Source organism: Paenibacillus sp. PK1-4R (assembly GCF_030369595.1).
Taxonomy (GTDB): Bacteria; Bacillota; Bacilli; order Paenibacillales; family Paenibacillaceae; genus Paenibacillus.
Genome location: NZ_CP126535.1, coordinates 5,963,406 through 5,977,988, shown reverse-complemented (window position 1 = coordinate 5,977,988; position 14,583 = coordinate 5,963,406). Strand labels below are relative to the sequence as shown.

The window sequence follows — 14,583 nt, the reverse complement described above, 5'->3', positions numbered from 1 at the left end:
GAAGGGTGGAGGAGTAGGCATGGAAACCATGACAAGAGGAACGTTGGCTAAGCGTACTGGTGTGAGTATGGCAACCCTCCGTTATTACGAAGATAGTGGAATTCTGCCTGCTCCCCGTCGTTCCTCCAACGGATATCGGGTGTATACCGAGGATTATCTGGTCAAAATTAAGTTCATTAAGGATGCCCAGTTGCTGGGTTACTCCTTAAAGGACATACAAGAGACGCTGCAACTGCTCAGCCAGGAAGACATGGAAAAGGATACGTTAAAAACCCTTGTACGCGAACGCATCGCTGACATTCAGAAGCATATTGATCACCTGGAACAGATGCAGATTCATCTGGCACGACTGTTGCATACACCAGAGGACGATATCGACAATTATATTCAATCGTTCAGGGTGCAAAAGAAAGAGCCGTAATCGCGGCTCTTTTCCTGTTTAGGAGAAAACAGGCGTGGGATATTGAGCAGGGAATCGGAGATTTAAAACGAATACATAGTGTAGTTTGCCAATACATAATGATGGTTAACGTGATTTCAATAATTTCAATAATGAACTCACACCACAAAAGGAGTAACATTTTCTATGAGGGATTTACAAGGTTTTGTATCCGATTACATTAAGGGCAAGAAACATCTGCATCTTGAGATTGGCGTTATTACAAAGGAAGATATCGAATATCATTCATTAGGCAATCCCAAAAAGAAGAGCGCGGCTGCTCCTGAACACAGATTGTTTGAAATCGGCTCTGTAACCAAACTTTTTACATCGATCCTTCTGTTAGAATTGGAACGTGAACAGCAGCTTTCCACGGATGACACAGTTGGCAAGTACATACACAACGGTAAAAACGATTATTTGAATAAGGTTACCTTAAAAAGTCTTGCGACGCATACCTCTGGATTACCCGGAGTTGCCACAAACCTGTCCTCGAAGAAAAACCGATACAATCCGTATTCAAATTATACGGAGGATGATTTACTTGCTTTTTTATCGGATGCTGACTTTACGGATCAGATGGGTTCATTTGAGTATTCCAATACCGGCGTAGGCTTACTTGGCTATATCCTATGTAAAGTATCAGGAAGTACATATGACGATCTGCTGAAAAAATATATCACAGGTCCATTAAACATGACGGAGACAGCTGTTATGCTGAATGCAGACCAGAACGGCAGATTTGTGGATGGACATACGTCAACGGGGAAAAAGATGCCTCACTGGGATACTGGTGTACATGAAGGGGCAGGAGCGATCAAGTCATCTCTTCACGATATGTGTTTATTTGTACAGGCCAATCTGAATGAAGATCATCCGCCAGCCTCTGCAATACAACAAAGTCACATGCCTGTGATGATTGGAGATTCAACCCATCATTACGCCTGGTTTAGTGATCATATCTCAGATCAGAATATTCTCTGGCATAACGGTGGCACATTTGGTTTCTCCAGTTATTTGGCTATAAATAAGGAACAGAGTATAGGCGTTGTACTATTGTCCAATTATTGTTTTGGATCAGCCTCTATTGTGGATGAGTATCTGGATGCAATATTCAAGTTTATAACTAAAAAAGACCTTTATCCACTCATGCCGCTAGACCCTGTGGGTAATAAAATACTGGAAGTCATGATGCAGAGATAAAAAAAACACCACGAACAGAGAGCACCTGAGGATGTACTTCGGGCGTTCTCTGTTCGTGGTTTCTTTTCGTTCTATTTTAATGGTCTTGATCATGACATACCCGCTTCACGCAGAAAATGGTGCACAATCTTCGTCTGATACTTGATACGGGTTGAGCGTTTCAGACTCCAACAGGTCTCCACCGTGACGGAACGGGCTTGTAATAGTCTTGAAGCCGCTGTACGGGCAGATCCCGGCAATTCATGTTGTTTGAGGTTAAAATGACGATCACGAATGGCAATCGACCGATTCATCCGTTCGATAACTCTTCTGCAAGCTGGAATCGTCCGACTGCCGGGATTAGTGATCAACGTCTGTCCAAGCACCCGTGAACTCAGTTGAGACAGGCCGTTGGCTTCATGCAGATCGAGCCACCAGTCGGCCCGATGTTCACGCGCCAGCTGAAAAACTGCCGCAGCGAGCGGATGTTTGGCCTTGCCTGACATACGGCGTGGAAACGTACGATTCAGATCTGGCTTGCCTCTGATTTTCTTTGCGTAGGCTTGCTGGTTCACGCGTGGCACGATAATTAACAGCCCTCGCTGAATGGCGTGACGATCTGTCGCAATATCATCTGCGAGTTTTTGCGCAGCGGCCATACTCGCCGTTTCATTCCCGTGAACCCCGGATGTAATGAACATCACGGGTCCCGGCATCATGCCACGTACGATGAAGTAGGGAGTAGCGTGTACGCTGGATGCTAGAAGGACATGTTTGGTCACAAGCATGACGCTTCACCTCCGTTATTACAGTACGCCATGTCCCTCTTTCATGTAACGGCGTAAGAACAGGTCTTCATCCTATTTACTCACAAAATGGGCCGACTAATACACCCGATGAATGATATCTTCGAAATCGGGTTCTTTCATCTCTACATCTTCAATCTCACCCCAGTGCTCCAACTGTTTCAGAATGTCCATTGTGCTCCATTCCTTCCGGTTCACTTCCACGGTGACAATCTGCCCTTCCACTCCTGTAATGTGTATCGCGGACGACACAACATCCGGGATGTGAAAAGCTCCTCGGAACGTTACCCGTATCAACGTAGGCAGTCCGATGGTTTCGCGAAGTGATGAGATCGTGCCGTCATATGTCAGTTGACCATGGTTAATCACCATGACCCGGCTGCATAACTGCTCAATGTCGTCCATGTCATGTGTGGTCAGCAAAATTGTTTTGCCAAACACTTCATTTAATGTACGTAAAAATTGACGAATATTCCGCTTTGCGTTCACATCCAGTCCAATTGTTGGTTCATCGAGAAAAAGCAGTTCGGGATCATGCAGCATGGAAGCTGCGAGATCCGCACGCATGCGTTGTCCAAGCGAGAGCTTGCGGACAGGCGTGGCCCAGAACGATTCAAGGTCCAGCAGCTCGGCGAACTGGGACAGCCGTTTCTTTTTATCCTCGGTACGGACGCCGTACATCTCGGCCAGAATATCATATGAATCTTTCACGGGCAGATCCCACCAGAGCTGGCTGCGCTGTCCAAACACAACGCCCAGTCGACCAACGGTTCTGCGCCTGTCCTGATGCGGGTTCATACCGTCAAGCCTTACCTCACCCGAGGTTGGGTGCAGGATACCTGTCAGCATTTTGATCGTGGTAGACTTGCCAGCTCCGTTTGGACCGATGTAACCCACAAACTCACCTGGGCCGATATCAAAACTGATATCGCGTACCGCTTCCTTGGACACATACTCACGTGAAAATAACGTACGTAACCCAGAGAAACGTCCTTCGCGAATAACAGGGGTCTTGAATTCCTTTTGCAGATGCCGTGCTGTAATCATGTTCATGATTCGTTACGCCTCCTTAGCTACCTGTACTTTGATATTTGGTCATGCCGAATTGCCAGAAACGCAGACTTGCAGCCAAGCTCAGTACGGCAACCGCCGCAACAGCAACAAGAATCCACGCTCCTCCTTCACCCCGTAGCAGGTAAAGTGACGGAATGTAGTTGACGAATCCCACGGGAATCACCGTCAGCAGAATGCCAGACATCCATTTGGGATATAACGTTAGCGGATATTGGGCAGCCGTTCGTGCGGCATCTTCAGTGATCGTCTGTAATTCCTCGATACGTGTGGTCCAGAATCCGAGTGTGGCGGTAGCAAGTCCGATGGAAAAGAGAATGACTGCGCCCGTCAGGATAATGAGCAGGGAGAAGGGAATGGTTATCCAGCCAATCTGTCCGCTGTGCATCATGCCTGCCAATGACCAGCAGAGAATGAACCCGCCTTGCAGGACTTCCCCAGCCATGATGCGGAAGTTTTGCGGCAGCAGTGCCAGCAATACGGGCATGGGACGTGTTAACAGTTGATCAAGCTCACCATTAACCAGATATTTTTCCAGATGATGAACTTCGTTTCCGAATGTTCGATACAGTGTTTTGGATAACGTCATGATGGCAAAGAGATAACCGATCTGATGGAGGGACCAGCCTTTAATGGCTCCGAATTTGTGCAGCACCAGAGCAACCATCAGAAACTCGGAGATCTGAATTAAAGCGGCCAGTACGGACGCCATGATGAAATTGAACTTGTATTGCATCCGGCTGCGGATGCTTGTTCGAATCAGCATTTTATATAAATTGAACCAGGAAGTTCGCTTCATCCGCCTTGTACCTCTACTTTACGACGTAACACTTGGGTAATCGCAAGACAGATCAGCGTCATAAAGACACACCAAAGCAAGGTTCCCCATAACAAGGGGCCATCTTCGAAACCAAGATAGATTCGGGTAGGTACATAGAGCAGGAATGGGTAGGGTGATATCCAGGCAAGTTGTTCAAGCCAGTTCGGTAGCCATTCCAGCGGAATGAAAAAACCAGCCAGCAGATTCATCATCGCGTGATTGCCCCAGTGAAGCCAGGAGGACTCCGTGGTCCACATCGACGTGGCACCAATGATGTAGTTCATACAGATGGACAAGTATGCGGCGCCGGCAAGACCAAGTGCGGCATAGAATAGTGTTGAAACGTCTGAGGGCCAATGTAGGGAAAAGACAATGGAGAAGAGCAGGTAGATCGGAATACTTTTGTACACGAACTGGTAGGCAATCTGCCCCCATTCGCGTGCCATCAGGTGGGTGAACAGATGAACAGGCCTCATCAGGTCCAGTGCGATCTGCCCTGTCCTGACGGATAGGGGAATACCCAATCCATTCGTGAGAAAACCCGAGATCCAGAGAGAGGATTGCGTGAACGCAATGTAACTGATCATCCCTTGTGTCCCGTATTCCCCGAGCGTATGGTCGGCCCCGATGCCGATCCAGAGGCAGGCATACATGTAACCAAACATGGCGCTTGCCAAGTTATGTACCATGTGTGCCCCGCGGTATTGCAGATTCCGGGAGTAGGCTTTGGAAGCCAGAGTGAAATAAAGCATGTGACACCTCCGATAAGTGGATTGAACGGCGTTTCCGTTCACTTCAGTCAAGGCGAAAAAGAGAGAAGGACAACAGCATACCAATTTATTCCTTCACAGGCAAGACATTTTTTTAGCTAATAATGGTATTAACAGGGGTGTTCATGATTGCGCCACAAGACAACGCTCTGTCCGTTCATTTATAATTGAGAGGTAGTATCGCAAACGTTTACAATGTGAAATATTCAAATTTTAAATAAACCGCCGGGCTTGTGCCTGACGATTGAGGATACAGAACGAACAATCCGGCAAGAGAGAAGGATGTCATGAAGAAAATTGCATGGGTCACCGATAGTACCAGTACACTGGATCCCGTTTTTGCGGAGCAAAATCATATCTACATCGTACCGCTGCGCATCGTATTTGGAGAGGAATGTTATCGGGAGACCGATGACATTACATCTGAAATGTTCTATGAGAAACTTGCGGAGGCTTCACGTGCGAGCAGTTCGCAGCCACCCATTGGCGAATTCATTGAACTGTATGAGTCGCTCAAAGACAAGTACGATGAGATTATTACGATTCATTGCTCTACAGAGCTTAGCGGAACGCTGCATACGTCTATGCAGGCTGCAGAGATTGCAGGAGTGACGGTGACCGCAATTGATTCAAAGGCAGGTGCTTATCCTCACCGTGAGATGATTATGCAAGGACTGGAATGGCAGAAGCAGGGATGTTCAGCTGCCGAGATCAAAGTAAACATTGAACAGATGATTGATAACATGTCCTTTTACCTCATACCGGCCAGTCTTCAACATCTTCATCGCAGTGGACGGGTGTCCGGCACACAGCTGATCATCAGTCAACTGCTTAAGATCCATCTGCTGCTTCGATTTGAAGAAGGTAAAGTGGTTGTGAATGAGAAGATTCGCACGTTCAAGCGGACGAAAGATCGCATGCTGGATATGCTCAAGCTGGATATGGAAAAAGTAAAGCATGTGTGCATTATGCACGCGAACAATCAGGAAGAAGCCATTACAATTAAAAAACAAATTGCAGCTCTGCTGCCTAGATTAAAGACCGAAATCATGCCGTTTATCCCTGTGGTGAGTATCCATGCAGGTGCAGGAACCATTGGACTGTGTTGGATTCACAGTGAGAACGGATATAGAGAATAGAAGCACCAGCATTTATTTACAGACACTCATAGACCTGGCAGGAAACACACTTGGTGTCAAAGTGTTGCTCCTGTCAGGTTTTTTCGTATGTCATTGCCAATTCAAACAAACTGTGAGGTAATAAAGAAAATGTTCATGTGGGAGGGAAACATGTGTTAAGTCACCGCTTGTTGCTTGTTGAAGATGATCGTTCAATTAGTGAGATGGTCGGGCCATACTTGGAAAAAGAGGGCTACGACGTCACTTATGCATATGACGGCTTAGAGGCAGAACGTCAGTTCAGCCAGTCACAACCGGGGTATGATCTGGTTATTCTGGATCTGATGCTGCCCCGCAAAAGTGGGATGGATGTGCTGCAAACCATTCGGGCAGTCAGTCTGGTGCCTGTGCTCATTCTGTCTGCGAAGGATGGGGAGGTGGACAAAGCGTTAGGTCTGGGCTTCGGCGCAGATGATTACTTGAGCAAACCTTTCTCGTTAATCGAACTGACTGCCCGCATCAAAGCTGCGATTCGCCGCGCCAATTATACCACTCCGCCTGTGGCTGAAGCGGCTAAAGATCAACGTATTCACATTGGAGGACTCGTAGTTGACATGGAGACGTACGAGGTGGAACGTGAAGGTACACCCGTCAAGCTGACATCCAAGGAATTTGGCATCCTGAAGCTGTTCGTTACCCATCCTGGCAAAGTGTTCACGAAGGCTCAGATCTACGCTTCCGTCTGGAACGATCATTATTATGGAGACGAAAATATCATTAACGTACATATGCGTCGTCTGCGTGAGAAACTGGAGGTAGATCCTTCGGCTCCCCAGTATATCAAGACACTCTGGGGCATCGGGTATAAGCTGGAGGCGGAGCAGGGATGACACTGATTTTTGCCATCACAACGGGTATTCTGGCCATTGCCTTCATTGTATTGTGGTTGAAATTCCGGAAACGCAGTCAACACTTGACCTATATTCATCAGAAAATATCCGATATTTTGGATCAAGGCACCTTTGAGCGCTTGCTCGTATTTGACGGTGATGATCAAGTTAGCCAGCTTCTGAAAGATATGAACCAGCTACTGGACTATGCGCACCGCGCGAAGGCTGGTTATGCAAACCAGGAGAAGGAGATGCGCAATATGCTCTCCAACATTTCTCATGATCTGAAAACGCCGCTTACGGTTGTGCTGGGTTATAGTGAGACCTTGCTGCACAGTCCATCACTGACCGATCAGGAACGGAAGATTATGACGGAGAAAATACAAGATAAAGCACAGGAAGTATTGCGTCTAATCCATTCCTTTTTTGACTTGGCGAAGCTGGAATCTGGGGACACAGAGCTGGTGCTTAGTCGAGTAAATATAAGTGAATTAAGCCGGTTGAAGATGCTTTCCTTTTATGAAATGTTGACGAATATGGGGTTGCACGTGGAGCTAGAGATACCTGCGGGTGATATCTTCGTGCAAGCGAATGAAGAAGCTCTGGACCGTGTGTTGGATAATCTAATTACCAATGGGATGAAATATGGAGCAGAGGGTAAGGTGCTGGGGCTGTCGCTCGAACATTCGACAGGTGGATCTGTGACGCTACACATCTGGGACCGGGGAAAGGGGATTCCTGAAAGTGAACATAGTCGTGTGTTCGAACGTATGTATACACTGGAGGATTCTCGCAATCGACTCTATCAGGGCAGCGGACTTGGGCTGACAATCACGAAGCGGTTAGTGGAGCGGATGGGTGGAACGATTCATTTACATAGTGTGCCACATAAAAGGACTGTATTTTCGGTTACCTTAAAGGCCTGGTAGGAGGACCTATTTTGGCGTTTTTGGTCAAGCTTAAGGTTTTTGTAAGATTTGATTAATAAAAAAGCAGACTTTTCTCTTTACAATACAGATATAGGAACCCGGACAGGGGACGTAAAGGAGAACAAGACGATGACTTATATCGCACGAACGATAGATGTGACCAAAGTATATGAAGGGGTAGAGGTTGTATCCAACGTCAATATGAATATTAAGCAAGGTGAGATCTATGGGTTTCTCGGTCCGAATGGTGCAGGCAAAACAACCATCATGAAGATGCTGACCAATCTCGTCAAACCAACAACAGGGGAAATTGAACTGTTTGGGGAAAAGCTCACGCCGACCTCCTATGAAGTACTGAAACGAATGGGCAGCATTATTGAATATCCTTTTTTCTACGATAGATTATCTGCTCGCGAGAATCTGGAGCTTCACTGTGAATACATGGGATTCTATAACAAAAAGATCATCGACAACACGATGGAAACGGTAGGGCTGAAGGATACGGGCAAGAAACCGGTCAAGGACTTCTCCCTGGGTATGAAGCAGAGGCTGGGACTGGCTCGTGCACTTATAACTACACCTGAACTGCTCATTCTGGATGAACCCATCAACGGATTGGACCCTGTAGGGATTCGGGAAATGCGAGATTTGTTCAAGCGCCTTAGTAATGAGTATCGCATCACCCTGTTGGTCTCCAGTCACATTCTTGGTGAGATAGAGCAGATTGCTGACACGGTTGGTGTCATTCGCGGCGGTCGCTTGGTGGAGGAAGTGTCGATGGAGAGCATTCGGGGAAGTCAAAATGAGTACATTGAGTTACAGGCGGTAGATATTCGCAAAGCGACCTATGTCATTGAACATCAGCTTGGTTTGAGTAATTATAAACTGGTTGATGACCATACGTTACGAATCTATGATCTGGGAATCATTCCATCAGAATTGAACACCAAGCTGATCCAACACGGCATTGAGATCGAATCCATATCCAAACGGGCGCATTCCCTGGAAGAACACTTCATGAAGCTGGTGAAAGGGGATGAAGACGTTGCTTAAACTGATCAAGCTTGAGATGCGGAAGCACCGCTTTGCACGTAATTTTGCAGGTGCAGGTATTGCCAACATAGCCATTCTTCTTTTCCTGATTATGATTGGATTCATGGATGTGGGAGCAGAAGATTATGCCTATGCCGATTACCAGACCGCCTTTATAATTATCGATACATTTGTGAGAGCGACCTTCATCATATTTGCAGGAGCTTTATTATCCAAGCTGGTGATCAGTGAGTATCGAAATAAAACCATGAACGTCATGTTCACCTATCCCATCCAGCGTCATAAAATCATCGCGGCCAAATTGATTATCGTGTTTGGTTTTACATTTGTGATGATTATGGTTACCGATCTGTTGATGGGTTCACTGCTGTTGATTGTTAATCAATTCTACTCCTTCATTCCTGAATCACTGAGCAATCGGGATATGTTGGGACTTCTGGTGAAGTACAGTATCAGTTCTTTATCGGCTGCGTGTATGGCACTCATTCCCCTATTCTTCGGTATGCGTAAGCATTCTGTTACAGCGACAATGGTCTCGTCCATTTTGCTGGTTTCGATTGTCTGCTCCGGATTCAACGGGTCGGAAGTTTCCATTCATTCGCTTATTATTATCCCTCTGACCCTTGGAGCAATAGGGATATGGATTGCTTCGATGTCCATGGTTCGTCTGGAGACAAAAGATGTGAACTGAATCATTCGGAAAACCATGCTCTGTATGGCTTCAGATGCCATTGACATCCGCTCGTACAAGGGATAGGATAATGTCAACTGAGACACGAAGGAGAATGCAACTACCATGACGATTCCAAAAACATTAACAATAGCTGGTTCGGACACGAGCGGCGGTGCAGGTATTCAAGCTGATTTGAAAACTTTTCAGGAGCTGGGTGTGTATGGCATGACCGTACTGACTACGGTTGTGGCAATGGAGCCCGAAACATGGGATCACCAGGTCTTTCCTGTTGAATTAAATGTAGTTGAAGCGCAGCTTCGCACTGTTCTGGACGGTATCGGTTTTGATGCCATGAAGACAGGTATGCTCGGTTCTGTAGATATTATTGAACTGGTAGCAAAACATATTCGCCGCAGCGGTCTGCCACAGATCGTTATCGATCCGGTAATGGTCTGCAAAGGTACAGATGAAGTACTGCAACCGGAAAATACGGAAGCGATGATCGAATTCCTGTTGCCAGGTGCCGATCTGGTTACACCTAATTTGTTCGAAGCATCCCAACTGGCGAAGAGTGGACCGATTCGCTCCAAGGAACAGATGGAAGCAGCGGCAGCAGCAATTCATGCCCATGGCTCGAAACATGTCCTGATTAAGGACAGAGGTGTCATTAGCCCGGGTAAAGCAATGGATCTACTCTATGATGGAACCAACTACGAATGGTTTGAAGCCGATGTTGTCGGCTCCGGATATACGCATGGTGCGGGCTGCACAACGTCTGCGGCGATTACCGCAGGATTGGCTCGTGGTCTTTCAGTGAAAGAGGCTGTTCGTGAAGGTAAAGCCTTCGTGACCAAAGCGATTGCTGGCGGATTCCCGCTGAACCGTTTTGTTGGTCCGACACTGCATGTGGCACACCGTCTGGAGCAACAACGTTAAGTGTTGCCAGGGAGCGCGCAGTAGCGCATCAATTCTGGATAACACACTTCGATTTCATTCAAGTAGCTGTCAATGAGCAGGAGCTTGCTCGTTGATGGCTTCTTTTTTATGCGAATTTTTATAAAAATTAGTAACTTTTGGCTTATATTAATCGTATATATCATGGGAGCATTCCAAAACATGTATGGACACATGAACGACACATGGAATAGGTATGTTATCATCAGAAATCTAAAAAGGAGAGTCGGCCATGATCAGAACAGTGCTTCTGGTGGAAGATGAAAGCCGCATTCGTGAGATTGTGGCCGATTATTTCATAAAAGAACAATGGAACGTCATAGAAGCAGAACATGGAGTACAGGCATTGGAACTGTTGGCTCTGCATGAGGTGGATTTGGTTATTCTGGATGTTTTGATGCCTGAAATGGATGGATGGACGTTATGTGGGCATATTCGATCCCAATCCACCGTACCTATTATCATGCTGACTGCACGGTCCGAGGATGACGATAAAATTCATGGATTTCAGCTGGGCGTAGACGATTACGTTACCAAGCCGTTTAGTCCACGTGTGCTGGTTGCACGTGCAGAGACATTAATGAAGCGTGTTGAAGGTGCATTTGGACGAGAGCAGGGTGTGATTCGCTTCGGACAGGTAACCCTTGATCCATGGGCCAGACGCCTGGAGAAGGACGGAATTGAAGTGGAACTTGCACCAAAGGAATATGATCTTTTGCTTTATTTGGTACGTAATGCAGGCATTGTGTTGTCCCGGGATGCCATTTTGAATCGGATCTGGGGATTTGATTTTGAAGGGGACTCACGTGTTGTAGATACTCACATCAAGAAGTTGCGCAGCAAATTGGGTGATGAAGCCAGGTGTATCCGGACGGTGATTGGTACTGGATATCGTTTCGAGGCAGAAGCATGAGAAGAAATGGCGTAACGATGAAGCTTTTCCTGGTCATGGCAGGATGTCTGGTTCTTCTATATGGGACGACGGTTTTTGCCCAGTTGGTCTGGTTCCCCGACTTCTATCAGCATCAAAAGGTCAGCAGTATGAAGAAAAAGCTGTCCAAGTTCGAACAGCAATATTCCAATGGACACTGGAGTGATTTACAGCTAGCCAAGGAGACCGGGAAGTTCATGCGTCAGAATCAGTCACATCTGGTCATTCTGACGAATACCGGAAGACTGGTTAATGACCCGTTCCACATTACGTTGCTTCAAGAAGATGGAAGTCACGTAAAGGTGTCCTTGTCCTTGTTTATCAATAGTGAGAATGCTGGCTGGATTACATCCCATCTGAAATATGGGCAAGAACTGACGGTGAGAGGTCCGGCCAGCGAGTCCATGGTCTATCCATTCAAAATTCAGGATGCCACTTCTGCCGCATGGGGAACAGAAAGCTTTCAGGAATCAATTGAACCGGTAAAGGAATGGTCCGGGGTATTAACCGAGGTAGTTCTTCCCAATCTGGCAACGTGGAGTCAGAGGCAGGGACTGCTGGTGCAAGCACTGGATAGCCGGTTCCCGTTGTCCACCGAAGACCAACTGGCCTTGGCGAATGGCAAAATGCTCAATGAAGAATGGATGGATAGCTGGAGCGGTGTTCGCAATGTCATCACCATTGCTCCAGTGCATCGTTCCGGACCCGAGCAGCAACTGATCTTCTCGCTCACCTCTCTACAGGAGATGAGGGAAGCGAATGAGGCAACACGTTTGTTCTATGCGTATTTTGGCATAGGGGCATTTATATTGATTCTGTTGCTGGCGTTACTCCTGTCCCGAATTGTAACGAAGCCGCTCTTGGCCTTGAACCATGTCGCGAAGAAAATGTCTACGCTGGATTTCACGGTGAAATCACCCATCCGGCGTAATGATGAAATCGGCAGTTTGTCTAACAGCCTCAATGCCTTATCGGGAACCTTGGGTCAGACACTGGAAGAGCTGAGGCAGGCCAACACGCAGATGCGTACAGATATGGAAATGAAGCAGGAGATTGAACAGCGTCAGCGCAAGTTTTTTGCCGATGCATCACATGAACTTAAGACACCAATCAGCATTATTAAGGGATATTCTGAAGGGCTGAAGGATGGCGTGAGTGAGAGCAAACGGGAGCGTTACATTGAGATCATTGCCGATGAGGCGATCAAAATGGAAACGATGGTTGAAGAGATGCTGGATCTGGTGCGACTGGAATCCTCAGCGGTTCAATTGAATACGGATGCTGTTGCACTGGCTGACATGATTGAAGATATCGCCGGCCGTCTGGGTCCGCAACTGAAGGACAAAGGATTGGATGTGGTGCTTGTATCCACAACAGAACAGACGGTTGAGGGTGACCGAAGCAAGCTGGAGCAAGTTATTTTCAATATCATGATGAATGCTATACGTCATGCGATACCACATACCGATATAACTATTGAGATCAGCAGGCGTGAAGGTTTTGTCCATATTTCTATTGAAAACAAGGGCGAGCACATTGCTGAAGCTGAGCGGCAGTATATATGGGAGAGGTTCTATCGGGTAGAGCGCTCACGTAATCGTAAAATGGGGGGGACCGGGCTTGGTCTGGCCATTGCGAAGCAGATTCTTGATCTGCATGGGTGCAGTTATGGAGTGGAGAATACACCGGATGGAGTCCGTTTTTATATTATTTTTCCTAAAGCCTAGTACGAAAGGGAGTCAACTCTTATGAAGTCTTTACCATCGATTTTAACCTTGGGGAATCTGAGTTCAGGCATGCTGGCAGTCATTATGGCTATTCATGGTGAATTTGCCCTGGCTGTGATGATGATATGGGTAGCGATGTTCTTTGATCTGTTTGACGGATTTGCAGCTCGTAAATTGCATTGTGAGGGTGAGTTCGGCAAGTCCCTAGACTCGCTTGCGGATGTAGTTTCATTCGGAACAGCACCCGTGCTGATTCTGTACCTGAATTCCATGCTTGAAGTGAGTGTGCTGGGGATGGCACTGACTGCATTGTTTCCGGTTTGCGGTGCTTTGCGTCTGGCCCGTTATAACTGTCAGAAGACAGCAAGCAGTGGTTTTGTAGGGATGCCGATTACATTTGCGGGAGGTCTGATGTCCTTTTTCGCGCTCTGGAGTCCTTATTTCACACATGGTGTAGCCTATCTTGTCATTATTGTATTATCCGGTCTCATGGTGAGCCAAATCCGATTCCCGTCTCTAAAACAAGTGCTAGCCTCACATGAGAAGGATATTGTGGAACCGAAATAAGGAGCGAGTCAGTATGGAATTTGCAAAAGAATTTATTGGTCAATATGGTTATTTCGCAATATACGGACTACTGGCTCTTGGCGTTATTGGCATGCCGATTCCGGATGAGGTGATGATGACTTTTGTCGGTTATCTCGCCTCCATCTCGGTATTGAATTACTCCGTATCCATCGCCGTCAGTTTCGGTGGCGCATTTACCGGAGGGCTGCTTAGCTACATGATTGGGAAGAAAGCGGGCAGGCCGCTGGTTGAAAAATACGGCAAGTGGGTCGGCGTGAATGCCAAACGATTCAGCAGGGTGGAGTCGTGGTTCCTCAAATATGGGTATTGGTCCATCATCCTGGGTTACTTCATTCCAGGCATTCGTCATCTGATGTGCTGTTTCTCCGGGATTAGCAAGATGGCAATGGGCAGGTACGTTCTCGTATCGGGCATTGGTGCATTTGTATGGTGTGTTGTCTTTATCTCGATTGGTTTTTATGTTGGCGTGTTAACTTAAAATGGGACAGCCTGTTGTAACAACAGGCAAGGATGGAAGACCTCTTGAGTGTAAGGTGGTCTTTTTTTGTTTTTCTATGAAATCGAATGAGTAACGAATAAGGATTACTTTATAAAAACACAAAAAAAAGCCGCTCTGACCATTTCCAGCCTTC

At 46.8% G+C, this 14,583-nt stretch carries 16 protein-coding genes; 12 read left to right on the top strand and 4 right to left on the bottom strand.

Features of this window, described 5'->3' with window-relative positions; translation table 11 throughout:
• Window positions 1–19: 19 nt before the first annotated feature.
• Entirely contained in the window at window positions 20–421 is a 402-nt protein-coding gene (locus tag QNO02_RS26090; RefSeq protein ID WP_289390413.1) for a MerR family transcriptional regulator, read from the top strand.
• Between the two features lie 165 nt (window positions 422–586).
• Window positions 587–1,642 (top strand): serine hydrolase domain-containing protein, encoded by a 1,056-nt coding sequence (locus QNO02_RS26085; RefSeq protein WP_249913211.1) that lies wholly within the window; start codon window positions 587–589, stop codon window positions 1,640–1,642.
• 89 nt (window positions 1,643–1,731) lie between these two features.
• On the opposite strand, the gene QNO02_RS26080 is transcribed toward QNO02_RS26085, so the two are convergent.
• From QNO02_RS26080 to QNO02_RS26065, 4 genes are all read right to left on the bottom strand, one after another.
• A complete protein-coding gene (locus QNO02_RS26080; protein ID WP_289390412.1) occupies window positions 1,732–2,409 on the bottom strand; it encodes a succinylglutamate desuccinylase/aspartoacylase family protein in 678 nt (225 codons plus the stop codon).
• Window positions 2,410–2,505: 96 nt separating this feature from the next.
• Window positions 2,506–3,474, bottom strand: a complete 969-nt coding sequence (locus QNO02_RS26075; RefSeq protein ID WP_289392898.1) for an ABC transporter ATP-binding protein — start codon at window positions 3,472–3,474, stop codon at window positions 2,506–2,508.
• Window positions 3,475–3,496: 22 nt separating this feature from the next.
• Window positions 3,497–4,297, bottom strand: a complete 801-nt coding sequence (locus tag QNO02_RS26070; protein ID WP_289390411.1) for an ABC transporter permease — start codon at window positions 4,295–4,297, stop codon at window positions 3,497–3,499.
• Window positions 4,294–5,070 carry an ABC transporter permease gene (locus QNO02_RS26065; RefSeq protein WP_289390410.1) on the bottom strand — a complete coding sequence of 259 codons (777 nt, stop codon included), beginning with the start codon at window positions 5,068–5,070 and terminating at the stop codon, window positions 4,294–4,296. The genes QNO02_RS26070 and QNO02_RS26065 overlap by 4 nt, the downstream gene beginning before the upstream one ends.
• Before the next feature lie 305 nt (window positions 5,071–5,375).
• On the opposite strand from QNO02_RS26065, the gene QNO02_RS26060 reads away from it, so the two are divergent.
• The 10 genes from QNO02_RS26060 to QNO02_RS26015 all read left to right on the top strand — a co-directional run bounded on the left by QNO02_RS26060 (window position 5,376) and on the right by QNO02_RS26015 (window position 14,429).
• A complete protein-coding gene (locus QNO02_RS26060) occupies window positions 5,376–6,227 on the top strand; it encodes a DegV family protein (RefSeq protein ID WP_133387181.1) in 852 nt (283 codons plus the stop codon).
• A 203-nt stretch (window positions 6,228–6,430) separates the two neighbouring features.
• Complete coding sequence (locus QNO02_RS26055; RefSeq protein WP_371129107.1) at window positions 6,431–7,096, top strand: response regulator transcription factor; 666 nt, start codon at window positions 6,431–6,433, stop codon at window positions 7,094–7,096.
• The gene (locus QNO02_RS26050) at window positions 7,093–8,025 is read left to right on the top strand and encodes a sensor histidine kinase (protein WP_289390409.1); all 933 of its coding nucleotides are present in this window, start codon (window positions 7,093–7,095) and stop codon (window positions 8,023–8,025) included. Before QNO02_RS26055 ends, QNO02_RS26050 begins: the two co-directional genes overlap by 4 nt.
• Before the next feature lie 129 nt (window positions 8,026–8,154).
• A complete protein-coding gene (locus tag QNO02_RS26045; protein WP_289390408.1) occupies window positions 8,155–9,078 on the top strand; it encodes an ABC transporter ATP-binding protein in 924 nt (307 codons plus the stop codon).
• A complete protein-coding gene (locus QNO02_RS26040) occupies window positions 9,071–9,769 on the top strand; it encodes an ABC transporter permease (protein WP_289390407.1) in 699 nt (232 codons plus the stop codon). The genes QNO02_RS26045 and QNO02_RS26040 overlap by 8 nt, the downstream gene beginning before the upstream one ends.
• 105 nt (window positions 9,770–9,874) lie before the next feature.
• Entirely contained in the window at window positions 9,875–10,687 is an 813-nt protein-coding gene (gene thiD, locus QNO02_RS26035; RefSeq protein ID WP_017692191.1) for a bifunctional hydroxymethylpyrimidine kinase/phosphomethylpyrimidine kinase, read from the top strand.
• Between the two features lie 250 nt (window positions 10,688–10,937).
• Window positions 10,938–11,618, top strand: a complete 681-nt coding sequence (locus QNO02_RS26030; RefSeq protein ID WP_105601904.1) for a response regulator transcription factor — start codon at window positions 10,938–10,940, stop codon at window positions 11,616–11,618.
• Window positions 11,615–13,363 (top strand): sensor histidine kinase, encoded by a 1,749-nt coding sequence (locus QNO02_RS26025; protein ID WP_091038487.1) that lies wholly within the window; start codon window positions 11,615–11,617, stop codon window positions 13,361–13,363. The genes QNO02_RS26030 and QNO02_RS26025 overlap by 4 nt, the downstream gene beginning before the upstream one ends.
• 21 nt (window positions 13,364–13,384) lie before the next feature.
• A complete protein-coding gene (gene pssA / locus QNO02_RS26020; RefSeq protein WP_124118155.1) occupies window positions 13,385–13,930 on the top strand; it encodes a CDP-diacylglycerol--serine O-phosphatidyltransferase in 546 nt (181 codons plus the stop codon).
• A 13-nt stretch (window positions 13,931–13,943) separates the two neighbouring features.
• On the top strand, window positions 13,944–14,429 hold the full coding sequence (locus QNO02_RS26015) for a DedA family protein (protein ID WP_062836407.1): 486 nt from the start codon (window positions 13,944–13,946) through the stop codon (window positions 14,427–14,429).
• The last annotated feature ends 154 nt before the right edge of the window (window positions 14,430–14,583 follow it).